The organism is Lactiplantibacillus sp. C232 (assembly GCF_023806725.1).
Taxonomy (GTDB): Bacteria; Bacillota; Bacilli; order Lactobacillales; family Lactobacillaceae; genus Lactiplantibacillus; species Lactiplantibacillus plantarum.
In genome coordinates, this window is the sequence record NZ_JAMSKZ010000022.1 from 1 (window position 1) to 26,212 (window position 26,212).

22 protein-coding genes are annotated in these 26,212 nt (G+C 45.3%); 19 read left to right on the top strand and 3 right to left on the bottom strand.

The annotated features are described in order from the left end of the window. Positions 1–464: 464 nt before the first annotated feature. The 3 genes from MZO41_RS15200 to MZO41_RS15210 all read left to right on the top strand — a co-directional run bounded on the left by MZO41_RS15200 (position 465) and on the right by MZO41_RS15210 (position 3,967). Positions 465–1,940 carry an MFS transporter gene (locus MZO41_RS15200; protein WP_003640572.1) on the top strand — a complete coding sequence of 492 codons (1,476 nt, stop codon included), beginning with the start codon at positions 465–467 and terminating at the stop codon, positions 1,938–1,940. A gap of 273 nt (positions 1,941–2,213) precedes the next feature. Further along, positions 2,214–3,272 carry an LLM class flavin-dependent oxidoreductase gene (locus MZO41_RS15205; protein WP_003640571.1) on the top strand — a complete coding sequence of 353 codons (1,059 nt, stop codon included), beginning with the start codon at positions 2,214–2,216 and terminating at the stop codon, positions 3,270–3,272. Next, on the top strand, positions 3,269–3,967 hold the full coding sequence (locus MZO41_RS15210) for an NADPH-dependent F420 reductase (protein WP_013355561.1): 699 nt from the start codon (positions 3,269–3,271) through the stop codon (positions 3,965–3,967). The genes MZO41_RS15205 and MZO41_RS15210 overlap by 4 nt, the downstream gene beginning before the upstream one ends. A 103-nt stretch (positions 3,968–4,070) precedes the next feature. Here MZO41_RS15210 and MZO41_RS15215 read toward each other — a convergent pair whose 3' ends face one another. Continuing rightward, positions 4,071–5,000, bottom strand: coding sequence for a LysR family transcriptional regulator (locus MZO41_RS15215; RefSeq protein ID WP_013355560.1), 930 nt, complete (start codon positions 4,998–5,000; stop codon positions 4,071–4,073). A gap of 189 nt (positions 5,001–5,189) precedes the next feature. On the opposite strand from MZO41_RS15215, the gene MZO41_RS15220 reads away from it, so the two are divergent. Further along, the gene (locus MZO41_RS15220) at positions 5,190–6,338 is read left to right on the top strand and encodes a cobalamin-independent methionine synthase II family protein (protein WP_003640567.1); all 1,149 of its coding nucleotides are present in this window, start codon (positions 5,190–5,192) and stop codon (positions 6,336–6,338) included. 335 nt (positions 6,339–6,673) lie between these two features. Here MZO41_RS15220 and MZO41_RS16905 read toward each other — a convergent pair whose 3' ends face one another. Next, positions 6,674–6,796, bottom strand: coding sequence for a hypothetical protein (locus MZO41_RS16905; RefSeq protein WP_257900240.1), 123 nt, complete (start codon positions 6,794–6,796; stop codon positions 6,674–6,676). Between the two features lie 102 nt (positions 6,797–6,898). On the opposite strand from MZO41_RS16905, the gene ylqF reads away from it, so the two are divergent. From ylqF to MZO41_RS15265, 9 genes are all read left to right on the top strand, one after another. Next, positions 6,899–7,753, top strand: coding sequence for a ribosome biogenesis GTPase YlqF (ylqF, locus tag MZO41_RS15225; protein ID WP_003640566.1), 855 nt, complete (start codon positions 6,899–6,901; stop codon positions 7,751–7,753). After that, complete coding sequence (rnhB, locus tag MZO41_RS15230) at positions 7,746–8,513, top strand: ribonuclease HII (RefSeq protein ID WP_003640565.1); 768 nt, start codon at positions 7,746–7,748, stop codon at positions 8,511–8,513. Before ylqF ends, rnhB begins: the two co-directional genes overlap by 8 nt. 78 nt (positions 8,514–8,591) lie before the next feature. Beyond that, positions 8,592–9,458: a DNA-processing protein DprA gene (gene dprA, locus MZO41_RS15235; RefSeq protein ID WP_013355558.1), complete on the top strand. Its 867-nt coding sequence runs from the start codon at positions 8,592–8,594 to the stop codon at positions 9,456–9,458. 88 nt (positions 9,459–9,546) lie between these two features. After that, positions 9,547–11,694: a type I DNA topoisomerase gene (gene topA / locus MZO41_RS15240; protein WP_003645027.1), complete on the top strand. Its 2,148-nt coding sequence runs from the start codon at positions 9,547–9,549 to the stop codon at positions 11,692–11,694. 278 nt (positions 11,695–11,972) lie between these two features. Beyond that, entirely contained in the window at positions 11,973–13,298 is a 1,326-nt protein-coding gene (gene trmFO, locus MZO41_RS15245) for an FADH(2)-oxidizing methylenetetrahydrofolate--tRNA-(uracil(54)-C(5))-methyltransferase TrmFO (RefSeq protein ID WP_013355556.1), read from the top strand. 79 nt (positions 13,299–13,377) lie between these two features. Next, positions 13,378–14,322, top strand: coding sequence for a tyrosine recombinase XerC (gene xerC, locus MZO41_RS15250; RefSeq protein ID WP_003640561.1), 945 nt, complete (start codon positions 13,378–13,380; stop codon positions 14,320–14,322). Next, positions 14,306–14,848 carry an HslVU peptidase proteolytic subunit gene (gene hslV / locus MZO41_RS15255; RefSeq protein ID WP_003638820.1) on the top strand — a complete coding sequence of 181 codons (543 nt, stop codon included), beginning with the start codon at positions 14,306–14,308 and terminating at the stop codon, positions 14,846–14,848. Before xerC ends, hslV begins: the two co-directional genes overlap by 17 nt. Before the next feature lie 17 nt (positions 14,849–14,865). Next, positions 14,866–16,284, top strand: coding sequence for an ATP-dependent protease ATPase subunit HslU (gene hslU, locus MZO41_RS15260; RefSeq protein ID WP_003640560.1), 1,419 nt, complete (start codon positions 14,866–14,868; stop codon positions 16,282–16,284). A 26-nt stretch (positions 16,285–16,310) separates the two neighbouring features. Further along, positions 16,311–17,189 (top strand): aldose 1-epimerase family protein, encoded by an 879-nt coding sequence (locus MZO41_RS15265; RefSeq protein ID WP_003640559.1) that lies wholly within the window; start codon positions 16,311–16,313, stop codon positions 17,187–17,189. 196 nt (positions 17,190–17,385) lie between these two features. Here the strand turns inward: MZO41_RS15265 and plsY are convergent, their stop codons facing one another. Continuing rightward, the gene (gene plsY / locus MZO41_RS15270) at positions 17,386–18,012 is read right to left on the bottom strand and encodes a glycerol-3-phosphate 1-O-acyltransferase PlsY (RefSeq protein WP_003644419.1); all 627 of its coding nucleotides are present in this window, start codon (positions 18,010–18,012) and stop codon (positions 17,386–17,388) included. Positions 18,013–18,496: 484 nt separating this feature from the next. Here plsY and parE point away from each other — a divergent pair, with 484 nt between their 5' ends. The 6 genes from parE (at position 18,497) to msrA (ending at position 26,167) form a co-directional block, all read left to right on the top strand. Next, on the top strand, positions 18,497–20,503 hold the full coding sequence (gene parE, locus MZO41_RS15275) for a DNA topoisomerase IV subunit B (protein ID WP_003640557.1): 2,007 nt from the start codon (positions 18,497–18,499) through the stop codon (positions 20,501–20,503). 13 nt (positions 20,504–20,516) lie between these two features. Beyond that, positions 20,517–22,967 carry a DNA topoisomerase IV subunit A gene (gene parC, locus MZO41_RS15280; protein WP_003640556.1) on the top strand — a complete coding sequence of 817 codons (2,451 nt, stop codon included), beginning with the start codon at positions 20,517–20,519 and terminating at the stop codon, positions 22,965–22,967. A 183-nt stretch (positions 22,968–23,150) separates the two neighbouring features. Next, positions 23,151–24,110 carry a LysR family transcriptional regulator gene (locus tag MZO41_RS15285; RefSeq protein WP_013355554.1) on the top strand — a complete coding sequence of 320 codons (960 nt, stop codon included), beginning with the start codon at positions 23,151–23,153 and terminating at the stop codon, positions 24,108–24,110. A 22-nt stretch (positions 24,111–24,132) separates the two neighbouring features. Then, positions 24,133–25,062, top strand: coding sequence for a manganese-dependent inorganic pyrophosphatase (locus MZO41_RS15290; protein ID WP_013355553.1), 930 nt, complete (start codon positions 24,133–24,135; stop codon positions 25,060–25,062). Positions 25,063–25,189: 127 nt separating this feature from the next. Further along, positions 25,190–25,624, top strand: a complete 435-nt coding sequence (gene msrB, locus MZO41_RS15295; protein ID WP_003644417.1) for a peptide-methionine (R)-S-oxide reductase MsrB — start codon at positions 25,190–25,192, stop codon at positions 25,622–25,624. 27 nt (positions 25,625–25,651) lie between these two features. After that, entirely contained in the window at positions 25,652–26,167 is a 516-nt protein-coding gene (gene msrA, locus MZO41_RS15300; protein ID WP_003640552.1) for a peptide-methionine (S)-S-oxide reductase MsrA, read from the top strand. The last annotated feature ends 45 nt before the right edge of the window (positions 26,168–26,212 follow it).

Genomic DNA, 26,212 nt, shown 5'->3' on the forward strand with positions numbered 1-26,212 from the left:
CTCGCTTTCAATTGGTTTTGGTCGACTTGATTGTAGCACAGGACGATATGTCCTTTTGTTGTACATAAAAATAGTGTTGATGGATTTTATCCATCAACACTAAATATCATAGACCCATTTTAAAAGGCGTAACCGAAATCCGCATGGCTTTCGGTTATGCCTTTTTAGTTGCGGAATTTTAATGCGGTACCGTCAACGAAGCTTTGACAAGATGGAGGTGGATCTACGAATTAGGCTCAAAAATGGCTTGTCACGGGTGCTTTATAAATCGGCAGTGGAAAGTCTTGTTCATCATGAATTTAAATCAAGATTTAGACTTGCCTTGCGGTGGGGGTAAAGCGGTATACTAGAAATTGTGCGTTAATTGATCAGTATGAAATAGTGAATTTCAACGGGTTGGATTGAGGTAACTTTTAGCTGAACGACTGACGAGATGTTTAGCAATTATAGAAAGAAGTTTTGTTGTGAATCGACGGGCCATTTATTTTGTTCAGGGCGCCCTGTTACTATCGAACGTTATGGCTGGTATCGATAGTACGAATGTGAATACGGCGCTACCAGCAATTATTGCGGATTTACACGGTCTACGGTTAATGGCGTGGATCGTCGCTGTTTTCTTACTAGGAACGGCAGTTTCGACCTTGATCTGGTCAAAAATGGGTGAGCGCTTTGGTAATAAGCGAGCTTATCAAATGACGACGGCACTCTTTATTGTCGGCTCCTTACTACAAGGATTAGCACCCAACATCTGGTTTTTGATTATTGCTCGGGGTGTTGCGGGTCTCGGCAACGGGGGGATGATTTCCTTACCTTACATCATGTATGCGGACATTTTTAAGAATCCGCGTGATCGAATGCGGGCACTGGGACTAGTCTCGGCTTGCTTTAGTATGGCAACGATTATTGGCCCCATGGTCGGTGGTGTGATTGTCGATGTGTGGTCTTGGCACTGGATCTTTTACCTCAACGTACCAATTGGGATTGTCTCAGCCGTGCTGTTACAAATCTTCTATCAAGAACCTAAGCGGGAACATAACTTGCAACCAATGGATCGTGCAGGGGCGTTATTGATGGCGGTTGGGATCATCAGTTTGCTTGGTGGTATTGAACTGATCGGCATGGTGTCGTTATGGATTGTCGCGATCGTGATCGTGGGGGCGCTCATTGTGTTGGGCAGTTTAACCATCGTGGAACGTCGCGCTGTGGACCCGGTTATTCCGGGCCGCCTGTTTAAGAACGCGCCGTTAGTGGTCGATTTCGTCTTATTTGTGCTTATTTGGGGCGCGTTCGTTGCCTTTTTGACGTACAGTCCGATGTGGGCTCAGGGCTTGCTAGGGACGTCAGCGTTAATTGGGGGAGCCACGCAGATTCCAAGTGCTTTTGCTAATTTTGGGGGTAGTGAATCAGTTCCCCGCATGCGGCGGCACTTGACGCCCCATCGCGTCTTGACGATCAATATTATCATTTTGACGCTGACCTTCGTTCCATTGATGATTGGCGGTGTTAAGCTTCCATACTGGGTCTTACTCTTAGCTGGCTTCTTTGAAGGTTGGGGCAATGGGGCCTGCTTTAATGAGCTGCAGGTTAAGGTCCAAGTAGACGCTGATCAACGTGACATTCCAGTTGCGACTTCGTTTAGTTATTTGATTCGGATGCTCAGCCAGACGTTTACCACGGCTATCTTTGGGCTAATCATGAACCAAGCTCTGACTAGTGGGGTGGCACGATCGGATGGTAAAATCACCATGGCGATGATGAACCAGTTAAGTGATGCTAGTCGGGCGGGCCGGCTACCAGCGCACCTAGTGCCGATGATGCGTGGCATCTTACACACTGGACTACAAAATATCATGATTGTTGCGTTCGGATTAATGATTGTCGCTTTAGTGATCAACTTATGGGCACAACGTCATGAGACGCAACGGCAGGCCCAGAGCTAGATAGCATGTGCAAACTTGATTTTTGCAATGATGATTGGTTCGGAACAACTTACGGAGAGGTATTCTAATTGAATACCTCTTTTTATTCTGTGCGATGCTTGTATCGCTGAATTACTACCGAACCGGAATTCATCCAATTGGCAGATTGTTTTAATCATGATTGAAGGTGACTGTCAAGCTGTGCCTATCAGTTGCATTTAAAGAGATAATACGATATATTAACATCAACCACTTACTAAAAGTAAGCAAAACAAAAGTAATGGGGGCATTAAGATGATTGATGTTAATCAACTAGAATTTGGGTTAGAAACATTTGGGGATATTGTGGCGAAAACGGATGGTAGTTTACAGTCGGCGGGAGAGTCATTGCGCCAAATCGTGCGCGAAGGTCAGTTAGCGGATCAGTATGGGCTGGATGTTTTTGGCATTGGTGAACATCACCGACCAGACTACAGTGTCTCAAGTCCGGAAACGGTGTTAGCAGCCACCGCTGCCGTGACCCAGCACATCAAATTAGCGTCAGCAGTAACGGTGCTGAGTTCCGATGACCCGGTTCGAGTTTATGAACGGTTTGCAACGTTAGACGGCCTGTCTAATGGGCGCGCCCAAGTGATGTTAGGACGGGGGTCGTTTACCGAATCGTTCCCGTTATTTGGCTATGATTTGACGGATTATGATGACCTATTTAACGAAAAACTCGCACTATATGACCAATTGCGAACGGAAAAGCCGGTGACTTGGTCGGGTAAGTTTCGGGCTTCGTTAACGAATCAAGACGTGTATCCAAAGACAGCTACTGGTGAACTTGAGACTTACATTGGGATTGGTGGTTCACCAGAATCAATTATTCGCGCGGCTAAGATTGGCTATAAAGTCATCATTGCAATCATCGGTGGCCGGGCGGACCGATTTAAACCGTATATCAAACTGTATCACGAAGCCGCTAAAAAGTTCAATCAGCCAGCTTATCCGATTGCGGTGCATTCGCATGGATTCATTGCGGATGATCAGGATGAGGCCTTGACGGTGGCTTATCAAAATATCAAAGCTAATTTTGATCGCATTGGATTGACCCGGGGATGGGCGCCAATGAGTCACGAACAATTTGACCGTGAAACAAAATACGGGTCGTTTTATGTTGGAACGCCGACCGTGGTTGCGCAACGGATCGCGACGACGATTGAAACACTAGGGCTGGGGCGCTTTGACTTGGTATACGGGGCCGGTAATCAAACGGCGGCTCAACGTGAACGGATGATTGAATTGTATGCGACACAGGTGATTCCACAAGTTAAAACTATTTTACAAGCGAAGCAGGTGACGACCAAATGACAGTCAAAAACGTTGGAATCCTCGGCGCCGGTAAAGTTGGTATCGTCTTAGCGGAACTGGCATTGGCGGCCGGGTATGACGTTCGCATTTCGGGCTCTGGCAAAGTAAGCAAAATTGAACTAACGATTCAAACACTAGTTCCGGGTGCAATTGCGTCGGAAAATCAGGATGTCATCGCCAACAGTGAGTTAATTATTTTAGCATTACCGCTGAGTCGTTACCGGCAAATCCCGGCTACGGCGCTTGATGGCAAACTTGTAATTGACGCTATGAATTATTGGTGGGAAACAGACGGGGTACGGGAAGAAGTTCTGGATCCCCAGACGTCTTCCAGCGAACAAGTCCAGCAATACTTCAAAGGGAGCCATCTGGTTAAAACACTGAACCATATGGGTTATCATAATCTGCAAGAAGACGCCAGACCTAATGGCGATCCGGCGCGGAAGGCCCTATTGGTAGCTGGTGATGAGCCCCAAGCCGTAGCAACTGTGGCCCACTTTGTGGAGACGCTTGGGTTTGATCCCATTAGCTATCCCCGACTGGCGGATGGTATTATGACTGAACCCGGCAGTCCGTTATTTGGGGCCAGTTTAAGTGCGACCGCGCTTCAGCAAATCATTGATCATTTTGATGAAACTGATTTTGGTCGTGCGCTTGCGGCCAAACATGCATTGGATGTTGAAACAAACGAGTAGCTAAACCAAACTAAAATACGGCATTCAACCTGAATGTCGTATTTTTTCGTCTGTATGCTGTTGTTAACAAAAAATGAATTCAGTCACGTCATGTGTCGATCAGTCAATTATTATTAAAAACGTCAAAGCCATATCCTTGAATGTGCTGTTTCAATAGTGTCAAATAGCGCTGGGCCGTAGCGCTCAATTCGATTTTCTTATGGCGCAGGTATCCAAGGGTCATTGCATCATCCACTTTTAGTGGAATCGCCACAATTTTTTCGTCATTGAGTTCGCTGCTGATGATGCCTGAACTGATCGTATAGCCGTTTAAACCCACCATCAAGTTGAAGATCGTTGCCCGATCACTGATGCGGATATGCTTTTTATGAGGTAGCGTACTGAGGATTTCTTCTGCAAAATAAAAGGAACTCGTATCGCCTTGCTCATAAGAGAGGTAGGGATAGTCTCGTAGGTCATCCAAAGTCAGTTCTTGCTTGTGCGTTAATGGGTTATCACGACCGACGAAAACATGCGGGCGAGCCTCGAATAGCGGTACGAAGCTTAAGTCTTTGTCAGCAATCAAACGGCTAAGCACGGTCTGATTGAACTTATTAAGATAAATGACGCCGAGCTCGCTTTTCAAAGTCTGAACGTCATTGAGCACGTTGGCCGTTTCAGTCTCGCGTAATGTGAACTGATAGGTATCGCCACCAATTTCCTTGACTAATTCGACAAAGGCGTTCACGACAAACGCATAGTGTTGCGCAGAGACACTAAAGATACGCTTGCGAACGGTTCCCTGACCAAAATGTTCGTTGAGTAAATTAACTTGGTCGAGGACACTGCGAGAATAGTTAATGAATTCACGGCCCGTATCCGTCAAAGTGATCCCCGTTTTATGACGATAAAACAGCTGTACTTGATATTCCTTTTCGAGTTCTTTCATTGCTTGGGATAATGAGGGTTGGCTGATAAATAACTGTTTGGCCGCCTCGTTGATCGAGCCAGTCGTGGCAATTTTTTCTAAGTAGCGCAATTGTTGAATACGCATTAAGTACACCTCCTGAGAAATGTCTGGTTTCAGTATCTAATTAACGCATGATTGTAGCTGGTGTGATTGAATAAATTATTTAGGTTATAGGTATTGCCTATTATATCATCAATGCAATCAGTCTTATCTATTCTTTAATCAGATTGTTATAATAAACTCATTAAGACAGACACGGAGGATGATTACATTATGACAAAAACACATTTCCAATTGGTCGGCTCACTCTTACGCCCGGCTAGTTTACTTACTTATAAAAATCAAATCGAACATCGTGACGATATTCAATACCCATTTTATGAGGCTTTGCCGGGCTACCAGGCTGCCGAAACAGCGGCAGTGAAGACGGTGATTGCCACCGAAAAGGCGCATGGGATTGATGTGCTAACGGATGGCGAATATACGAAGTCAATGTGGCATTTGGATTTTATTTGGGGGTTTAGTGGTGTTCGGCGGTTTATTGCGGATGAAGGTTATAATTTTCGCGATCATGACGGCAGTGATTTTGAAACACGTAAAGATATTGGCATTGAAATCACAGCACCACTTTCTGGCAAGCATCATCATTTTATCGATATTTATCAGCAACTTAAGTCACAAGCCGATGGTAATGACGTTAAATTAACGATCTGGAGTCCCGCACACGCCTTTGTTGAGTTTGGATACATCGATAAGCTATATGGCCCTGACCAGATTTACAAAACTGTTGATGACTTGCATGCAGGCTTACTCGGGGCGTATAAAGAATTCTTAACGGATTATCAAGCTGCGGGTGGCAAAATCATCCAATTCGATGACTGCTTGTGGGAAGTGTTTGCCAGTGATAATCAGCAAAGTCCCTTTGGTGCTGGAAATGGCAGTCTCCAAGAATTAGCTGATGTAGCCGTCAACACCAATAATGAGTTAGTTGATTTTGGCCATCAATTAGGGTTGAAAGTTTGGACGCATAATTGTCGTGGTAATTATGAAAGTCGGCACTTTGCAGAAGGCAGTTACAATACGATTGCTAAGAAATTCCTGCATGACCAACACTACGACCGTTTCTTCCTTGAATGGGACGATGACCGCGCCGGTGATCTTTCAGCGCTCAAGGTACTTGAGGACCGGCCGAATGTGGAAGTCGTCTTGGGCCTGTTATCCAGTAAGACCAATACCTTAGATGATGAAGATCGCGCGTTACGGTTACTGACACAAGCTAGTCAAATTTTGAATAAGAACCAGTTATATTTATCTCATCAATGCGGCTTCGCTTCGTGTGACTCAGGCAACGAGTTAACGGCGGCTCAGCAGTGGGCAAAGATTGATCAGGGACAAAAGATTGCGGCTAAATTCTGGGATTAAGTCACGTCAGTTAATTAGCTGACGGCTATCAAACGACAATCAAACAAGCGCGATGTTGCGGCCATCTTGATGATGAAGGCTGTGACGTCGCGCTTATTTGCATTTGTAGTAGGTGAACTGTGTGTATGATCGTATCGGTGGACGTTAACGCTAAGGACGGTTATGCGATGTGTTTGGACTAACGAGCTAATTGACAGCTACCGCAAGCTTGCAGCCAATAAAATGGTGTCGATGTTCCGGTTAGCTAAATTAACGTGCGGAAGTATTGGGCAGCAGATCAATGGTCGGTTTCAAAGCATGGTCGGTGTAAACATGGTAAAATATAGATTGCTGCATCATGCCAGTCCCGGACTAGCAAGCGTCCGGTGTTTTAGTTCATGGGCGGCATAGCGACCAACGATTTCGTTGAATGAGTGCATTAGTGGCGGTTGGTGCACAGCACTTAAGCGCGTCGCCACTGGAGCTAGCAGCATCGGCTTGACAGCCAGTGCTGCTAAAGAATTTTAACAATGATCAAAGTTTGAAGGCATTCACGCCACGAGAAAAAGGAGCACAACGTAATGGCAAATATTCAATGGTACCCAGGTCACATGGCCAAGGCGATTCATCAAATTCAGGACAATTTACATTTAGTTGATATTGTTTTTGAATTGGTCGACGCCCGGATCCCAGTGGCTTCCCGGAATCCAGAAATTGAAAAAACGGTTCAACAAAAACCACACCTCTTAATTATGACCAAGAAGGACTTGGCAGATCCCCAAGCGACAGCTGACTGGGTCAAGTATTACGAAGACCAGGGTCAAGTTGCGATCGCGGTCGATTCACGTAGCCGTACGATTGGTAAGCAAATGACGCAAGCGGCTAGTGACATGTTAGCTGACAAGTTAGCAAAAATTGCGGCCCGTGGCATTACTAATCGGCCAATCCGCGCAGTTTGTGTCGGTATCCCCAACGTTGGCAAATCGACCTTATTAAACCATATTGTCAATAAAAAAATTGCCAAAGTCGGTGATCGTCCGGGCGTTACCAAGGGCCAACAGTGGCTCAAAGCGTCCAATAAATTGGAATTACTCGACACCCCAGGGATTTTATGGCCGAAGTTTGAAGACCAAGTCGTTGGTACCAAGCTGGCCGTCACGGGTGCGATTAAGGAAAATATCTATCCTAACGATGACGTCGCTTTGTTTGCCTTGGACTTCTTCAAGCAGCACTACGCGGCACGCTTAGTCGATCGTTATCATTTGACGGCTGAGCAGTTGGCCTTACCAAATCCGGAATTACTGATTGCGATGACGAAAAATGCGGGGATGCGCGATGACTGGGAACGTTTCTGCGTGGCCTTCCTCTTAGATATTCGCAAGGGCCGGCTCGGTCGTTTTACGCTCGACTTAACGGGGGATCAACCCGATGCCTGAACGAACGATTGCGGATTTTAAACGGCTACTGGCTGACCAACCAACGGCAGCGCTTCTAGCCGCGGCTCAAGCCGATCCTCGCAAGGGCGTGCAACAGGCTTATCAACACTATTTGCGACAAGCTGAAAAACAGGCGGCGTTAGTGACACGTTTTAATCAACATATGCGTTTAGAACGGGATTTTTGGGCCCACGGCGGACAATACGTTGCTGGGATCGATGAAGTTGGTCGCGGCCCGTTAGCTGGACCAGTCGTAACTGCCGCTGTAGTCTTGGACGATCATTTTGATTTGCTAGAAGTCAATGATTCAAAGCAATTAACCGCTAAGAAACGGGCGGCCCTGATGCCACGGATCCTAGAAGAAGCGGTTGCCGTGGGAATCGGCGTTGCGGATGCCCAACAAATTGATCAATTAAACATTTATGAGGCGACCCGAGTCGCAATGGCCCAAGCCGTCCGTAACCTGTCCGTCCGGCCAACACGTTTACTAGTTGATGCGATGCAGGTGCCGGTACCAATTGAACAGACCCGTCTAATCAAGGGCGATGCGAAAAGCGCGAGCATCTCGGCGGCTAGTATTGTCGCCAAAGTCGTCCGGGATCACTTAATGACAATGTATGATCAAGTGTATCCCGGGTACGACTTTGCTGATAATATGGGCTACGGGACTGCTAAGCATTTGGCCGGGTTGGCCAGTCTCGGCGCTACGCCGATTCATCGCCAATCTTTTTCACCGGTTCGAAATGCTAAGCGGGTCTAAATCCGTAACTACTCTTTAAAGAAGCCGTTCCGTTGACGACTAATGTCAACAAGGGCGAACTTAAGGAGTCGTGATAACATGCAATTAAGAAGTTTATTGATTCGATTACATTTAGCGCACGGCATCGGGTATGCCGGGATGGTACGCGTGTTACAACACTGTCGGCAGGTTCAGACGGTCGTCACTGATCCCCGCCGATTAGGTAAGTTGGCCCATTTAACTGCTAGTCAGCAGGGGCGTTTTACCGCTGATTGGCAAAGTATGGCGTTTCAACAGCGACTAAAACGCCATGCGCAGCTTGATATTTTAACAATCTTGGATGATGATTACCCACCGGCCTTATTAGAAGCCTATCAACCACCATTAGTGTTGTTTTTGCGCGGGCAGCGTGCGTTACTAACGACACGTCAACTTGCGGTTGTTGGTGCTCGGCAGGCCACATCGTATGCGGAGCGGGTCACGACACAATTATTGGCACCGTTAGCAACGGCAAAGTTGACCATTGTCAGTGGACTAGCGAAGGGAGCCGATAGTTTTGCACATCGGACCGCCCTTCGTTTTAGCTTACCGACAATCGGGGTGATTGGGACCGGACTGGATATTAGTTACCCCCGTCAACACCGTGACCTGCAGCAACAAATTAGTCAGGTCGGTTTATTAATCAGTGAGTACCCACTGGGGGTGGGTCCGGAACCATACCACTTCGTTGCTCGTAACCGGATTATTGCCGGGCTGTGCCAAACGGTTATCGTGGTCGAGGCGCAGGCCCATTCTGGGAGTCTGATCACTGCTAATATCGCGTTACAAAACAATCGCAACGTTCTGGCGGTACCTGGACCAATTGATGCACCATTTTCAGTTGGGTGCAATCAATTGATCGTTGCGGGGGCCAAACCAGTCTTAAATTCGCGACATATAATAGAAGAGTTTTTACCAAAAATTTGACAACACGAAATTTTTGAAATATGATTACAGGGATTTCTTAAACTGATATTTATAATAATGATAATGAAACCTGTAAGGAGCTGATCGAGTGGCTGCAAGTACAACTAAAGCCAAACCGGCGGCAAAGCGGAAGACCGCAACTAAAACTGCTACCAAGCGGAAAAGCAAAACACCCGCTAAAAAATTGGTGATCGTGGAATCACCATCTAAAGCAAAAACGATTGAAAAATATTTAGGTCGTTCTTATAAAGTCGTCGCTAGTCTGGGCCATATTCGGGATTTACCGAAGAGCAAGATGGGTGTCGACGTGGATAACGACTACGAACCGCACTATATCTCGATTCGCGGTAAGGGTGATGTGATCAAAGGATTGCGGAAAGAGGCTAAAAAAGCCAAAGCCGTGTACCTCGCATCTGACCCGGACCGTGAAGGGGAAGCCATTGCTTGGCACTTATCCTATTTATTAGGACTTGACCCTAAGGATAAAAACCGGGTCGTCTTCAATGAAATCACCAAGGATACGGTCAAAAACGCTTTTAAGGAACCGCGTTCAATTGATATGGACCTAGTGGATGCCCAACAGGCCCGGCGAATTTTGGACCGGTTAGTGGGTTACTCAATTAGTCCATTATTGTGGAAAAAGGTCAAAAAGGGGTTATCGGCCGGTCGGGTGCAATCGATCGCGCTAGATTTGATCATTCAACGTGAAAATGAAATTAAAGCGTTCAAACCCCAAGAGTATTGGACGATCGATAGTGAATTTCAAAAGGGTCGTTCCAAATTCATGGCAAGTTTTTATGGAACCCATGGTAAGAAGCAACCGTTGGATGACAACGATGCGGTGCAAAAAATCTTGGGCCAATTAGACCGGAATGGCGATTTTAATGTCGTCAAAGTCGTCAAAAAAGAACGTAAACGGTTCCCGGCGCCGCCATTTACAACCTCTACCATGCAACAGGATGCCAACCGGAAGTTGAATTTCCGGACGCGTAAGACCATGATGGCAGCACAACAATTATATGAAGGCATCAATGTTGGTGGTAAGGAAGGTAGCGTCGGCTTAATCACTTATATGCGGACTGACTCGACGCGGATTTCGTCGATTGCGAAGCACGAAGCGTCACAATTCTTGCATAAAGAATACGGCGCAGAATATGCAGCCACCAAACCTGTCAAGGGCAAGTTACCAGAAGGCGCTCAGGATGCCCATGAAGCAATCCGACCCTCATCCGTCTTCCGGACACCAGCTAGCATCAAAGACTACTTGACGAAGGATCAATTCCGGTTATACCAGCTGATCTGGTCACGGTTTGTGGCTAGTCAGATGACGCCCGAAGTACTTGACACAATGGCGGTCACGATCGACCAAAATGACGTCCAATTCCGGGCGAACGGGTCGAAGACGAAGTTTGCTGGTTTTACGAAGATCTACGATAAGACGGAAAAGAATAACGTCTTACCAGATTTAAGTGAAGGTGATGTGGTCAAGTTATCGAAGACTGATCCGCAACAACACTTCACCCAGCCACCCGCACGTTACTCTGAAGCCAACCTCATCAAAGCATTGGAAGAAAATGGTGTGGGGCGGCCGTCAACGTACGCACCAACCCTGGATACGATTCAGCGGCGCTACTACGTCAAATTAGAAGCGCGCCGGTTTGTGCCGACTGAACTCGGCGAGATCGTTAACGATATTATTCAGGAATACTTCCCGGATGTCGTTAATGTCGGCTTTACTGCCAGTTTAGAAGAACAGTTGGATGCGACTGAAGAAGGTAAGGAAAACTGGGTTAAAGTCGTCGATAGTTTCTACAAGCCGTTTTCTAAAGAAGTCGCAACGGCTGAGGAAAGTATGGAGAAGATCCAAATCAAAGACGAATTAGCGGGCTTCAATTGTGATATTTGTGGCGCGCCAATGGTTGTGAAGATGGGCCGTTACGGCAAATTCTTTGCCTGCTCCCGTTTCCCGGATTGTCGTAATACGAAGCCGATCGTTAAAGAAATTGGTGTCGTTTGTCCGCAATGTAAGAAGGGCCAGGTCATTGAGCGGAAATCGAAGAAGAACCGGATTTTTTATGGTTGTTCCCGCTTCCCAGATTGTGACTTTGTCTCTTGGGATAAACCGGTTGGCCGTGATTGCCCGAAGGATGGCCATTACCTGGTCGAAAAGAAGGTCAAAGGTGGCAAGCAAGTGCTTTGTCCGAATGGCGATTATACCGAAAACGTTCAAAAATAAATGAAAAAAAGGTCATCTGGGGATGATCTTTTTTTGTGTATTGTCAAATAATGCGTACAATTTTTGAAAATACGTTGATAAAATTCGTAATTTAAACTGATTAACAAGTGTTTTATCGGGAAAATAAACGCCCGTTTAAATTAATGTTCGCTTTAAGCTTGACGGTGGACATGTCATTGCAGGATTTGCTGATGCCATTAGTTGTCTTCTGCTAGTTTCTCAGGTATGATGACAACAATACTATCAATGGTATGACAACAAGAAAAGAGGAATTCTGGATGGCATCAATACCAACAGTAAACGTAATCGGCGCCGGTTTAGCCGGCTCAGAGGCCGCTTGGCATATTGCTAATATGGGCGTCAATGTCCGGCTGTATGAAATGCGGCCCAGCAAAATGACTCCCGCCCATCACACGGCGCAATTTGCTGAATTAGTGTGCACGAACTCACTGCGGGCGAACCAATTAGCCAACGCGGCGGGCCTACTAAAGGCCGAAATGCGGCAGATGGATTCGATCGTGATGCAAGCGGCTGAACACCACGCTGTCCCAGCTGGTGGTGCGCTAGCCGTTGATCGGGATACGTTCTCTGCAGAAATCACGGCTGCAATCACCGCGTTACCTAATGTTGAAATTATTAATGAAGAAATTACTAGTCTCCCAGATGGCATTACGGTCGTAGCGACTGGACCATTAACGGCAGCGTCCTTAGCGAAATCGATTCAAGCGTTTAACGACGAAGATGACTTACACTTTTTTGATGCGGCCGCACCGATTCTAACGAAAGATTCGATCGACATGGATAAGGTGTATCTCAAATCACGCTATGACCGTGGTGAAGCGGCCTATCTGAACTGCCCAATGACGGAAGCCGAATTTGACGTTTTCTATGACGCGTTGATTCACGCCGAAATGGCCGAAGCGCATGATTTTGAAAATTCAGATGTCTTTGAAGGCTGCATGCCGATCGAAGTGATGGCACAACGTGGGCGCCAAACGATGCTATTTGGCCCACTTAAACCAGTGGGCCTTGAAGATCCGAAGACGGGCAAACAACCCTTTGCGGTCGTTCAGTTGCGCCAAGATGATGCCGCTGGTGATCTATATAATATTGTCGGCTTCCAAACTCATCTTAAGTGGGGCGAACAAAAACGGGTCTTTTCACTGATTCCGGGTCTGGAGAACGTTGAATTTGTCCGTTATGGCGTCATGCATCGTAATACTTTTATGAAGTCACCGAAACTATTAACGCCAACTTATCAGACACAGCAACGGCCCGATTTGTTTTTTGCGGGCCAAATGACGGGCGTCGAAGGCTATATTGAAAGTGCAGCGAGTGGCATCGTTGCTGGAACCAACGCAGCGCGCTTAGCACTTGGTTTAGAACCGGTCGTTTTTCCAACGGACACGATGATGGGGGCGATGGCCCACTATATCACGCATACGAGCGCTAGCAACTTCCAGCCCATGAACGCCAACTTTGGCATTATGCCAAAACTCAAACAGCGCATTCGGGATAAGCGTGAGCGTAATACGGCGATTTCTGAACGGGCCTTGGCTGACCTGACGACTTTTAAAGATGAAACATTGACCGTTAACAACTAAAATATCGCCCCATTGACAGGGTGCATAATTGTGTTTTCCTCCATACTTTGCTAAAGTAGCAACGTATGGAGGTTTTTGCATGGAAACGGATTATTTAACCCTCTTTTTAAAGTACATTCGGGTTGAACGACAGTATTCGGAAGAGACCGCTGCTGCTTATCGGGAAGACATTCAAGCTTTTAATGATTTCTTAACGGCAAATGGTGGCGCGAAAGCGTATACTGAAGTTGACCGGTTGGACGTTAACGTCTATTTAAGTCATTTATATGACCGGCACTTGACCCGCAATTCAATTGCTCGGAAAGTTTCAAGCTTGCGGTCGTTCTATAACTTTTTGGTTAAGAATGATTTAGCTAAATTGAATCCCTTCGTGTACGTCCAACTCAAAAAACACGCGGCGCGCTTACCCCGTTTTTTCTATCAAAAGGAGCTGGACGTATTATTTCAAACCGTCTATGCGGATGATAGCGTGATGGGGGCCCGGAACGCGGCGTTATTAGAAGTCCTGTATGGTACTGGGATTCGGCTGAGTGAGTGTGTCGATCTACAATTAGCCGACGTTGATTACGACCTAAAAATGATGTTGATTCGTGGGAAGGGCGACAAGGAACGTTACGTCCCATTTGGTCGGTACGCGGCTACCGCGCTTCAGCATTACGAAACCGTCTGCCGGCAGCCCGTGATGGCCAAGTATGGTCAAACGCACCAAACGGTGTTTATTAATCGTCACGGCGGCCCCATTACTGGCGGCGGAATCGAATATGTCTTGAATCAAATCGTTAAGAAAAGTAGTTTAACGGCTGATATTCATCCCCACATGCTCCGGCACACGTTTGCAACGCAGATGCTGAATAATGGTGCCGATTTACGGACCGTGCAGGAGCTGTTAGGTCATACAAGTTTGTCAACGACGCAAATTTATGCGCACGTGACAAAGGAACATTTACAACAAGATTATCGTCAATTTTTCCCACGGGCAACGCGGGAATCGACAAAGGAGACTGAACATGACAACGAAATTTGAAGCAACTACCATTTGCGCCGTTCGCCAAAACGGCCATAACGCCATGGCCGGTGATGGTCAGGTCACGATGGGTGAAAAAGTCGTAATGAAAGGGACAGCCCATAAAGTTCGGCGGATTTATAATGATCAGGTCGTCGTAGGTTTTGCCGGGAGTGTCGCGGATGCGTTTAACCTTGAAGATCGTTTTGAAAAGAAACTCAACGAATTTTCTGGGAATTTACAACGGGCAGCCGTTGAGCTTGCCCAGGAATGGCGCAGTGACCAGGCGTTACAGAAATTGGAAGCTTTGTTGATCGTCATGAACAAAGATGACATGTTACTTGTTTCTGGGAGTGGTGAAGTAATCACGCCGGATAACGACGTCTTAGCCATTGGTTCTGGTGGTAACTTTGCCTTAGCCGCAGCTCGCGCAATGCAGCTACATGCTAAGGATATGAGTGCCAAGGAAGTCGCTGAAGCGGCAATCCATATTGCCGGCGACATTGATATCTTTACCAATCATAATGTGATCTCAGAAACGTTGTAATGTAGGAGGAAACGCTCATGGAAGAAATCAATAAGACACCGAAACAAATTGTGGCCGCGCTTGATAATTATGTTATTGGTCAAAACCAAGCTAAAAAAGCGGTGGCGATCGCGCTACGTAATCGTTATCGGCGGATGGAACTTTCTGCTGAAATGCAGGAAGAAATTACCCCCAAAAATATGCTGATGATCGGACCAACCGGGGTCGGGAAGACCGAAATTGCCCGGCGGTTGGCTAAGATTGTGCACGCCCCGTTTGTGAAGGTTGAAGCAACTAAGTTTACGGAAGTCGGCTATGTTGGTCGCGATGTTGAATCCATGGTTCGTGACTTAGTGGACGTGGCTATCGAGATGGAAAAACAACAGGCTTATTCTGGTGTGCGGGCACAAGCGGTGCAGGCTGCTGACAAACGGCTCGTCAAATTATTAGTACCAGCCCAAAAGAAGCAGGCTAAGAACAATGGTAACGAGTTCCAAAACATGATGAACATGTTTAGCCAGATGCAAAACGGCCAGACCCCCAACGTTGACGATTCAAGTAACGAAGAAGTGACCGATGAAGTTCGTAATCAACGATTATCAGTTGCCGATCAGTTGAAAACGGGGCGCTTAGAAAACTCAGAGGTTACCATCGAGATGGATGACCCCCAGCAAGCCGCCGCGGGTAATAATAACATGCTTGGTCAAATGGGTATTGATCTTGGTGATAGTTTAGGTGCCTTAATGCCCAAGAAGCGGATCCAACGGACAATGCCAGTCTCAGAGGCCCGAGAAATTTTAGTCCGGGAAGAATCCGAAAAGTTAGTCAATAACGCTGATATTTATCATGATGCGATTGTCCGTGCTGAAAATACCGGGATTATTTTTATCGATGAAATTGATAAGATTACTAAGGGTGGTCAGCAAGGTTCCGGTGAAGTTTCACGTGAAGGGGTTCAACGAGATATTCTGCCAATCGTTGAGGGGTCGCAAATTTCAACAAAATATGGTCCCATCAATACTGATCACATTCTGTTTATCGCTTCCGGGGCCTTTGCGGAAAGTAAACCTAGTGATCTGATTGCTGAATTGCAAGGCCGTTTTCCAATTCGAGTCGAATTAGACGATTTAAGCAAGGATGACTTTGTTAAGATTTTGACGGAACCTAAGAATGCGTTGATTAAGCAGTATATCGCCTTGATCGGTACGGACAACATTAAAGTGACGTTCACGATTGAAGCTATCGAAGCGATTGCCACGATTGCCTATAAGGTCAACCATGAGACACAAAATATCGGTGCCCGTCGTTTGCACACCATTTTGGAAAAGCTCTTGGAAGAATTGCTATACGAAGGTCCTGACATGGAAATGGGCGAAGTCACAATCACTGAAAGCTATGTCAACGAGCGAATCGGTAACATTGCACAGGATAAGGATCTTAGTCGTTACATCTTATAAAATTTATCAAGGGGGCGTTTACGCGGATGACAGTCGAATTAAAGAATGAGTACCTCACCGTTTTGATTAATGAAGCTGGGGCGGAATTAAGTAGTGTCAAGTCGAGTGACGGTATTGAGTACATGTGGCAGGCCGACAAAACTTTTTGGGGCCGGCACGCACCCGTGCTTTTTCCAATCGTTGGTCGTTTAAAGGATGACCAGTATACTGTTGCTGGTCAGGCTTATCACATGGGACAACACGGTTTTGCCCGCGACAATGACTTTACGGTCGTCAACCAAACGGCCACACAAGCAACATTTGAATTGACCGATAGTCGTGCGACGCGGGAGATGTATCCGTACGCGTTTCGATTACGTTTGATTTATACGTTGACGGATCATGAATTGACCGTTAACTACAATGTGCATAATCCAGCTAATCAAGAGCTGTTATTTTCTGTTGGTGGGCACCCAGCATTTAACGTACCACTCGCTGATCCGGCGGGCACACTAGCTGATTATAAGGTTACTGTGGCACCACGAAAGGTCTACGCGCATATTCCATTACAGGCACCGTTGAACGATGCGGCAAATGCGGATGACTTCGACCTGACCAAGCCATTAGCACTTAGCCGGGATTTGTTTAAGGACGATGCCCTGATTTTGGATTTGAATCATCACGAGACGACGTTAATGTTGGACACTGATCTGGATGATCATGGGGTAGCGATGACGATTGAAGATGCACCATACGTCGGCATGTGGTCACCATACCCCGCAGAAGCGCCGTTCGTGTGCTTAGAGCCATGGTGGGGCATTGCGGATAACGTTGATAGCGATGGTCAATTAAGCCATAAGATGGGCATTAATCGGCTTGCAGCGAACCAGACGTTTGATGCTAAATATGCGATTAGCTTTTTCTGACTAAAATACTGTGGTTTAGTGAAACCGGTCGACAGGTTTGACCGGTTTTTTATTGTGGTCTGAAAAGATAGCAAAATAAAGAATTGTATCATCTTACTTTAACTAGAAGCAAAAAAATACAAACCCAGCACCAAAGCTTACCCGTTCCTAAATAAAAAGACCACTCAGTAATGAAATGGTCTTGAAAGTAACATAATTATTTGCGGTTAGCCCGTTGCTGACGTCGCCAACCAAGTCCGAAGTGTACCAATGATTCGGTCCCGTTTTTGATACGTGCAATATTACTGCGGTGCCGATAGAAGATGAAGAGGGTCAATGCAAAGGCCACGAGTGATAGCAACCAATCCTGATAGTAAAAAATTGCAATCAACGTGACGATTGGAAAAGCCGTCATACTAGCAACACTGACCATACTGGTCGTGTAAACCAATAATAACATGATGGCACTAGCAATTAAGAAGAACTCCCAGTTGTAGGCCAATAAGATCCCAGCACTCGTGGCAACGGCCTTACCACCTTTAAAGCCGATGTAAATTGAGAAAGTATGTCCTAAAATAGCTGCTAGTCCAATCAATAAGGTATACCGGTTATTCATATGAAATAGCAAGGTCGGTTGTAGTGCTGCGATGGTGCCTTTTAGAATATCCATCACCATGACAATTGTCCCAGCGGTCGGGCCTAGGACCCGGTACGTGTTGGTAGTTCCGATATTACCGCTACCTGCTTGACGAATATCAGTGTGAAAGAAAAATTTGCCAATAATGACACCCGAAGGAATCGCGCCAATTAAGTAGGCGATGATCAGCATAATTATTATTTTCAAAGTTGGTTCCTCCTGCAATATAATCACTCAATATTTTAGCATTCTTTTTAAGATTGTGGGGATTAATTAGTTTAAAAAATGATGATTGCGTGTCAAATTATGAAAATAAAATGATTTTTTGATAATTATTATGTGCCTAAAAGCGGGTGGTTAGGGCCTTTAAAGCGCTAACTGTCAAATTAATCACGCATTTTAAGAACTAGTCGTGACCAGTAATAAGTTTATTCATTGAACTGGCGCTTAGAATCAACATGAGGTAAGCTAGTAAGTGGCTTAACTTTTAAAAGATAGTTTTAAACACGAACGTGTGTTTGCTATTTTAATTGTTAACGTGTATGCTAACAGATGAAGAGCCACAAGTGACAATTAGAAATTAACATAATTGTACCTTGACAGGTTGGGGCTTTTAGGACTATTTTATTACGGTTACCTGAAAGCCGCACCTAGTTGAGGTAGATTTTTAAAGATAAAAGGAGTTGTGAGAATGGCCAAGAAAAGCCCAAAATATGATGATTCTTCAATCCAAGTACTTGAAGGATTAGAAGCCGTTCGGAAACGTCCCGGAATGTATATCGGTTCTACAGACGGCCGCGGACTCCATCACTTAGTTTATGAAATTGTCGATAATGCCGTTGATGAAGCCTTAGCTGGCTATGGTAAAGAAATCAACGTGATTATTCACGCCGATAACAGCATCACCGTTGTCGATCATGGTCGTGGGATGCCAGTTGGAATGCATGCTTCCGGTATTCCAACACCTGAAGTTATCCTCACGGTTTTGCATGCTGGTGGTAAGTTCGGCCAGGGTGGTTATAAGACTTCTGGTGGGCTGCATGGGGTCGGTGCGAGCGTCGTTAACGCATTGTCGTCCGAATTGACGGTAACCATCGTCCGTGATGGCTACCGTTACGTTGAACATTTCAAAGATGGGGGTCATCCCGTCGGTACCCTTGAAAAGAAAGGGAAGACTAATAAGCCAACTGGAACGACAATGACTTTTAAGCCGGACGCTAGTATCTTTACAACGACGGTTTATAATTTTCAAACGTTGGCTGAACGGTTGCGTGAATCCGCATTCTTACTGAAAGGCGTTAAAATCACGCTGACTGACGAACGGGAAAATCAACAACAAGAGCTGGTCTTCCATTACGAAGATGGTATCAAGGCGTTTGTCAGTTACCTCAATGAAGATAAGGACACCCTCGGGGATATTATGTTCTTTGACGGCACTAAGGAAGGTGTCGAAGTTGAGGTCGCTGCGCAGTACAACGATGGCTATTCGGAAAACTTGTTGTCATTCGTCAATAACGTGCGGACGCCAGACGGTGGGACTCATGAAGTAGGGTTCCGCAGTGCCTGGACGAAAGCGTTCAATGAATATGCTCGCAAGGTTGGCCTATTGAAGGACAAGGATAAAAATTTGGAAGGCTCCGATGTCCGTGAAGGGTTATCCGCTGTTATTTCATTACGAGTACCGGAAAATCTCTTACAATTTGAAGGTCAAACTAAGGAAAAGCTCGGAACACCCGAAGCACGAACGATTGTTGATAATATTGTGAGTGAACAACTTCAATTCTTCTTGATGGAAAATGGTGAATTTGCTCAAATGCTGATTCGCAAATCCACCAAAGCTCGGCAGGCTCGTGAGGCTGCCCGTAAGGCCCGTGATGAAAGCCGAAACGGTAAGCGGCGTCATAAGCAGGAACGGTTACTTTCTGGAAAATTAACGCCAGCGCAGTCTAAAAACGCTAAGAAGAATGAATTATTCTTAGTCGAAGGGGATTCGGCCGGTGGTTCAGCTAAACAGGGGCGTGATCGAAAGTTCCAAGCAATTTTGCCATTACGTGGTAAGGTGTTGAATACCGAAAAGGCCAAATTAGCTGATATTGTCAAGAATGAAGAAATTAATACCATGATTTACACAATTGGTGCGGGTGTTGGTCCTGAATTTGATATTAAGGCCAGTAATTATGACAAGATCATTATTATGACCGATGCCGATACCGATGGTGCCCATATTCAAATTCTCTTACTGACATTCTTTTATAAGTACATGCGGCCAATGATTGACGCTGGTAAAATCTACATTGCGTTGCCACCGCTGTATCGATTACAAAAGAAGCAGAACAAGCAGTTACGGACGGAATATGCATGGACTGACGAAGAGTTAACGCTCAAGACCAAGTCATTTGGTAAGGGCTATGCACTCCAGCGCTACAAGGGACTTGGCGAAATGAACGCGGAACAGCTATGGGAAACAACCATGGATCCTGAAAAACGGACCTTAGTCCGAGTTCGAATCGATGACGCTGCCTTAGCAGAAAAACGGGTCACAACGTTAATGGGTGACAAAGTTGAACCTCGTCGAAAATGGATCGAAAGTAACGTCCACTTTAATTTGGACGAAGACGGGTCGTTACTAGATAACGAGGCCGTCTCATCCGCACATGAGCAAGCCGACGAAGAATTGGCACAACAGCTAAAACAATAGAGGGGGTCGTAAAATGGCAACTGAACAACCAAAAATTCAAGAACTAACCCTTGAAGACGTCATGGGCGACCGCTTCGGCCGTTATTCTAAATATATTATTCAAGAACGGGCCTTGCCAGACATCCGTGATGGCTTGAAGCCAGTACAACGACGAATCTTATACGCCATGAATCAGGATGGCAACACCTTTGACAAAGCGTTCCGTAAGTCCGCTAAATCAGTCGGAAATGTCATGGGTAATTTTCATCCCCATGGTGATTCTTCGATTTATGAAGCAATGGTTCGTCTTAGTCAGGACTGGAAGTTACGGGAACCGCTGATTGAAATGCACGGGAATAATGGTTCCATGGACGGTGATCCGGCTGCCGCCATGCGGTATACCGAGGCACGTTTGAGTAAAATCGCTGGTGAAATGCTTCAAGACATTGATAAAAAGACTGTCGATATGGTCCTAAATTTTGATGATACGGAGTACGAACCAACTGTTTTACCGGCCCGCTTTCCGAACTTATTAGTTAACGGGGCAACGGGGATTTCAGCCGGTTATGCAACGGAAATTCCGCCGCATAACTTGAGTGAAGTCATTGATGCGATTTTATTCCTGATGAATCACCCTAAGGCAACGCTTGAAGATTTGATGGACTTTGTCAAGGGCCCCGATTTTCCAACTGGGGGGATCATTCAAGGCTTAGCAGGTATCAAGCAAGCCTATGAAACTGGCCGTGGGCGTATCGTCGTGCGTTCGCGAACCAAGATCGTACCGCTTAAGGGGAATAAATCACAGATTGAAGTTTCAGAGATCCCTTATGAAGTTAACAAGGCGCAATTGGTGAAAAAAATTGATGAAATTCGCATTCTGAAGAAGATCGAAGGTATCGCCGAAGTTCGTGATGAAAGTGACCGTCAGGGATTATCAGTAGTGATTGAACTGAAGCGTGACGTCAATGCAGAAGGTATTCTGACTTACTTACTCAAAAATACCGATCTACAAATTACTTATAACTTCAATATGGTCGCCATTTATCATCAACGGCCCGAACACGTTGGGCTGAAAACGATTCTAACGGCCTACTTGGAACATCAACGGGACGTTGTAACCCGTCGGACCCAATTTAACTTACAGAAGGCTATGGATCGCCAACACATCGTTCAAGGATTAATCAAGGCGATGTCCATCCTCGACCAGGTAATTAAAACGATTCGTGGTAGCAAGGATAAGAAGGACGCCAAACAGAACTTGGTCAGTCAATTCGATTTCTCTGAGATTCAAGCTGAAGCCATCGTGACAATGCAACTTTATCGGTTAACCAATACCGATGTGACGCAGCTAGAAAAAGAATCAGCTGAACTGGCCAAGGCTATCGCAACCTATCAGCTGATTCTGGCAGAGCCTAAAGAACTCGATAAAGTTTTACGGCGTGAACTAAAGGCCGTTCAAAAAGCCTATCCAACGAGCCGTTTGACTGAGATTCAAAATGAAATTCAAGAATTAAAGGTCAAGACCGAGGTCGTGATTCCACAAGAAGACGTCATTGTTATGATTAGCCATGATGGTTATATCAAGCGAACCAGCTTACGCTCTTATTCAGCGTCTGAGCCCGATGATAACGGGCTTAAAGATGAGGATTATCCGATCTATCTAGCTAAAAATAGCACGTTAGATCATTTAATGATGTTCACCAACATGGGCCATCTCATTTACCGGCCGATTTATGAAATTGCTGACGCCAAATGGAAAGATACCGGTGAGCACATTTCTCAGACGATTGGGCTGGCTGAAAACGAGCGCATCACGTGGGTCTATTCTTTTGAGAACCTTAAAGCTACCGGAAAATTCTTAGTGGCAACTAGTGACGGCTATATCAAACAAACGGCCTTTGCTGATTACACGCCGGGTCGAACTTATAAGACTCGGGCCAGCCAGTTCATCAAAATGAAGTCAGACGATGCAACCGTTGTAACAGTCGAATACTTACCAGCTGCACCAACGGGAACCCTGATTCTGATAACGCAACATGGGTATGGCCTTCGTTATGATTTAAGCGAGGTCCCAACGATTGGTGCGAAGGCGGTCGGCGTGAAATCTATGGATCTGCGCGACGATGCCATTGTACGGGCAACAATCGCCGCAGATGATGATTTGATTGCCATGATTACGCAACGGGGTTCATTCAAGAAGATGAAGGTGGCAGATTTACCCGTGACAAGTCGTGCACGGCGGGGCGTTCAAGTCTTACGGGAGTTGAAAAATAATCCACACCGGGTCGCTGATTATGTCTTAGTTGCTAGTGACGCAAATGGGGTTGCACTTGATGTGCTGACTGATCGTGGTAAGCACCATTCGATCTTGAATGATGATCATCCTACTAGTGCGCGTTATTCTAATGGCTCTTTTGTAGTTGATACTGATACTGAAGGGGAACCTGTTTCTATGCAGATCCATCCGATCCCACTAACGGTATAGTTTCCAATGCGAATACTTGCACGTTAACGGGCATTCGATTAAGATAATATTATAACAGGGTAAAAGATTATGAATTAGTTAAGCTTTATTTACCAATAACAACCGCTTGCTTTCACTTTGAATCTTGTATAAAATTATAGATATCATAAGATGGCGATAAGAAGAAAGGATCAGGTAAAATTCATGAAGACAACTCAAGAAAGTATTTTCTCATCGAAAACGTTAACGTATTTCTTGCAACTAGCTGAAACTATGAATTACACACAGGCAGCTCAAATTTTAGGAATTACGCAACCAGCATTGACCCAACAGATCAAAAAACTAGAGCGTACCGTTGGTGCCCCTTTATTTTATTCCGTTGGGAAAAAGTTACGTCTCTCTGACGCCGGTTACACAATGCTTAACGCAACCCACAGTATTTATAGTGTATTGAACAAGGCAACTGATGAAATCCAGCAGACAACTAGTGCTACTCAAGGAACAATCAATATTGGCGTGCTAGCTTCAATTGAAGACCATGTATTTGAGGATTTTTCCATTAAGTATTACGAGGCCAATCCAAATGTTATTATTTCGTTGCACATGCTGACGCGTAAAGAGATTTGGGAACGATTAGAAAATAATCGGATTGATTTGGCAGTCATGTACCTACCTGATGAAAGTATCAAGAACTGGAAGCCATACCAGTCTAAGAAGATTATCCAAGACGAATTGCTATTCATTTCGGGTGACGAGAAGTTAGCGAAGAAGAAGCGCATCAAGTTCAAAGATACGACGCTCAATCCATGGGTGACGTATCCTGAAAACTATTACTTGGATCAAGTGGTTAAGGAATCTTATAAGAACCAGTTGGCTGATTTGCCAACGGCAGTCGCACGGTTTACGACGCCACAACAGATTTATCGCTTTGTGGCAGCAACTAATACTAACACGGCGTTGCCAAATTCATTTATGGTGGCTAATCCGGCAACTGATAAGCTCCACACGTTGTCATTTGAACCAGCCATCAAGTTTGACTTAAATTTTGTCTTCCGTAAAGATAAGGACCAAATTCCGCGAATCAAGAATTTCCTTGATGAATTTGATGCCTACTTACGGACCGAAGATTACATTTCACGGTTACAAAAGATTAATCAAAAATAAGTTTTAAGGGAGTTTTGTGCTAATGAGTAAGGAATTAGTTTTTGGACATCAAAATCCTGATACCGACGCAATCGTGGCGGCTAAGGCGTTCTCATACTACGAAAATAAGATGGGAGCGGACACTGAAGCAGTTGCATTAGGCGAACCAAACGAAGAAACTCAATTTGTTTTGGATTACTTCGATGAACCAGCACTACGGGTGATTACTAAGGCCAGTGATGAAGTTGACAGTGTTATGCTTGTTGATCATAACGAACCTCAACAAAGTGTGGGTGACATTGCTGACGTAACTGTTAGTCACGTGGTTGATCATCATCGAATTGCTGGTTTTGACACGGCACAACCATTATTCTACCGGGCTGAACCACTTGGTTGCTGCAGCACTGTCATTTACAAGTTGTTCAAAGAAAATGACATTGAAATTCCAGCCAAGTTAGCTGGATTAATGTTATCTGCAATCATTTCAGATACGTTACTCTTAAAGTCCCCAACCACAACGGAAACTGACGTGGCAGTTGTTAAAGACTTAGCTAAAATTGCTGATATTGATTATGAAACGTATGGTTTAGCAATGCTTAAAGCGGGCACTAACCTTGACAGCAAGACTGAAAAGGAATTAATCGATGCCGATGCGAAGTCATTTGAAATGGCTGGCAAGACCGTGCGCGTTGCGCAAATCAATACAGTTGACTTGGATGATGTTTTCAAGCGTCAAGCTGCTTTAGAAGCTGCTGCAAAAGACGAAAATGCGAGTGACGGCTATGATTTATTCTTAATCTTGGCTACTAATATCTTAGATAGTAACTCGGAATTATTAGTCGTTGGTAACCCAACGCAACCTGTTGAAAAAGCCTTTGGTAAGACGATTGCTAACAACCGGTTAAGCTTACCAGGTGTCGTTTCACGTAAGAAGCAAGTTGTCCCTCAATTAACGGACGCCTTCAACGCTTAATTTACAGATTAATTTAAAAAGAAGCTACCACTTGTTGGAGCTTCTTTTTTGCATTCTAGCTAGATTGGGGTATGATAAATACTGTAATTAGATTGTACACAACTCAATTATGGAAGGACTGATAGTAATGGATAAACAGCAAGGTGAATTACGACAGCGTCTAACGCCTGAACAATACGCCGTTACTCAAGAGGCAGCGACCGAACGGCCATTTAGCGGTGAGTATGATAACTTTTACCAGGAAGGTATTTACGTTGATGTAGTTAGTGGTCAAGCACTCTTTAGCTCGCGTGACAAATATGATGCGGGTTGTGGGTGGCCATCCTTCACTAAACCAATCGATCAGACTAATCTTAACGAACACCGTGACGAGTCGTTTGGCATGCATCGAACAGAAGTGACTAGCACACAAGCAAACTCACATTTAGGTCACGTCTTTCCAGATGGGCCACGAGATCGTGGCGGGCTTCGTTATTGTATTAATTCAGCAGCACTGAAGTTCATTCCAGTTGCCGACCTTGAAAAGGCTGGTTATGGTCAGTATCAGAGTTTATTTAAATAATTGAGTTAATAAACGGGAGGAATTTAGATGACAGAGACTGCAATATTTGCTGGTGGCTGTTTCTGGTGCATGGTCAAACCGTTTGATCAACAGCCCGGGATCAAGTCAGTCATTTCAGGTTACACTGGTGGTACCGTCGCTAATCCGACGTATGAACAAGTTGCCAGCCACACGACTGGGCATACTGAAGCGGTTAAAATCACTTTTGACCCAGATGTAATCAGTTATGCTGACTTGGTCGAAATTTACTGGCGTCAGACTGATCCAACCGATGCTTCTGGCCAATTTCAGGACCGTGGTGACAGTTATCGACCAGTAATTTTTGTTAATAGTGAAGCTCAACGTCGAACTGCAACTGCTTCAAGAGATGCACTTGCAGCTAGCGGTAAGTTTGCTGAGCCGATTGTGACAACCATTGAAGATGCGAAGCCATTTTATCCCGCAGAAGCCGAGCACCAAGACTTTTATCGACGCAATCCATTCCGTTATCAAATCGAAGAAATGGGTGGTCGTGAGGCGTTTATTAAGCAACATTGGCAATAAGCTAGATGGTGATTAAGCGTTGAAAATGGCTCAGATTTGCGATCT

Bases quoted from the DNA above. Each gene is read 5' to 3' on its own strand.
- MZO41_RS15205 (WP_003640571.1), top strand. From the start codon at position 2,214: ATGATTGATGTTAATCAACTAGAATTTGGGTTAGAAACATTTGGGGAT.
- MZO41_RS15210 (WP_013355561.1), top strand. From the start codon at position 3,269: ATGACAGTCAAAAACGTTGGAATCCTCGGCGCCGGTAAAGTTGGTATC.
- MZO41_RS15215 (WP_013355560.1), bottom strand. From the start codon at position 5,000: ATGCGTATTCAACAATTGCGCTACTTAGAAAAAATTGCCACGACTGGC.
- MZO41_RS15220 (WP_003640567.1), top strand. From the start codon at position 5,190: ATGACAAAAACACATTTCCAATTGGTCGGCTCACTCTTACGCCCGGCT.
- ylqF (WP_003640566.1), top strand. From the start codon at position 6,899: ATGGCAAATATTCAATGGTACCCAGGTCACATGGCCAAGGCGATTCAT.
- rnhB (WP_003640565.1), top strand. From the start codon at position 7,746: ATGCCTGAACGAACGATTGCGGATTTTAAACGGCTACTGGCTGACCAA.
- dprA (WP_013355558.1), top strand. From the start codon at position 8,592: ATGCAATTAAGAAGTTTATTGATTCGATTACATTTAGCGCACGGCATC.
- trmFO (WP_013355556.1), top strand. From the start codon at position 11,973: ATGGCATCAATACCAACAGTAAACGTAATCGGCGCCGGTTTAGCCGGC.
- xerC (WP_003640561.1), top strand. From the start codon at position 13,378: ATGGAAACGGATTATTTAACCCTCTTTTTAAAGTACATTCGGGTTGAA.
- hslV (WP_003638820.1), top strand. From the start codon at position 14,306: ATGACAACGAAATTTGAAGCAACTACCATTTGCGCCGTTCGCCAAAAC.
- hslU (WP_003640560.1), top strand. From the start codon at position 14,866: ATGGAAGAAATCAATAAGACACCGAAACAAATTGTGGCCGCGCTTGAT.
- MZO41_RS15265 (WP_003640559.1), top strand. From the start codon at position 16,311: ATGACAGTCGAATTAAAGAATGAGTACCTCACCGTTTTGATTAATGAA.
- parE (WP_003640557.1), top strand. From the start codon at position 18,497: ATGGCCAAGAAAAGCCCAAAATATGATGATTCTTCAATCCAAGTACTT.
- parC (WP_003640556.1), top strand. From the start codon at position 20,517: ATGGCAACTGAACAACCAAAAATTCAAGAACTAACCCTTGAAGACGTC.
- MZO41_RS15285 (WP_013355554.1), top strand. From the start codon at position 23,151: ATGAAGACAACTCAAGAAAGTATTTTCTCATCGAAAACGTTAACGTAT.
- MZO41_RS15290 (WP_013355553.1), top strand. From the start codon at position 24,133: ATGAGTAAGGAATTAGTTTTTGGACATCAAAATCCTGATACCGACGCA.
- msrB (WP_003644417.1), top strand. From the start codon at position 25,190: ATGGATAAACAGCAAGGTGAATTACGACAGCGTCTAACGCCTGAACAA.
- msrA (WP_003640552.1), top strand. From the start codon at position 25,652: ATGACAGAGACTGCAATATTTGCTGGTGGCTGTTTCTGGTGCATGGTC.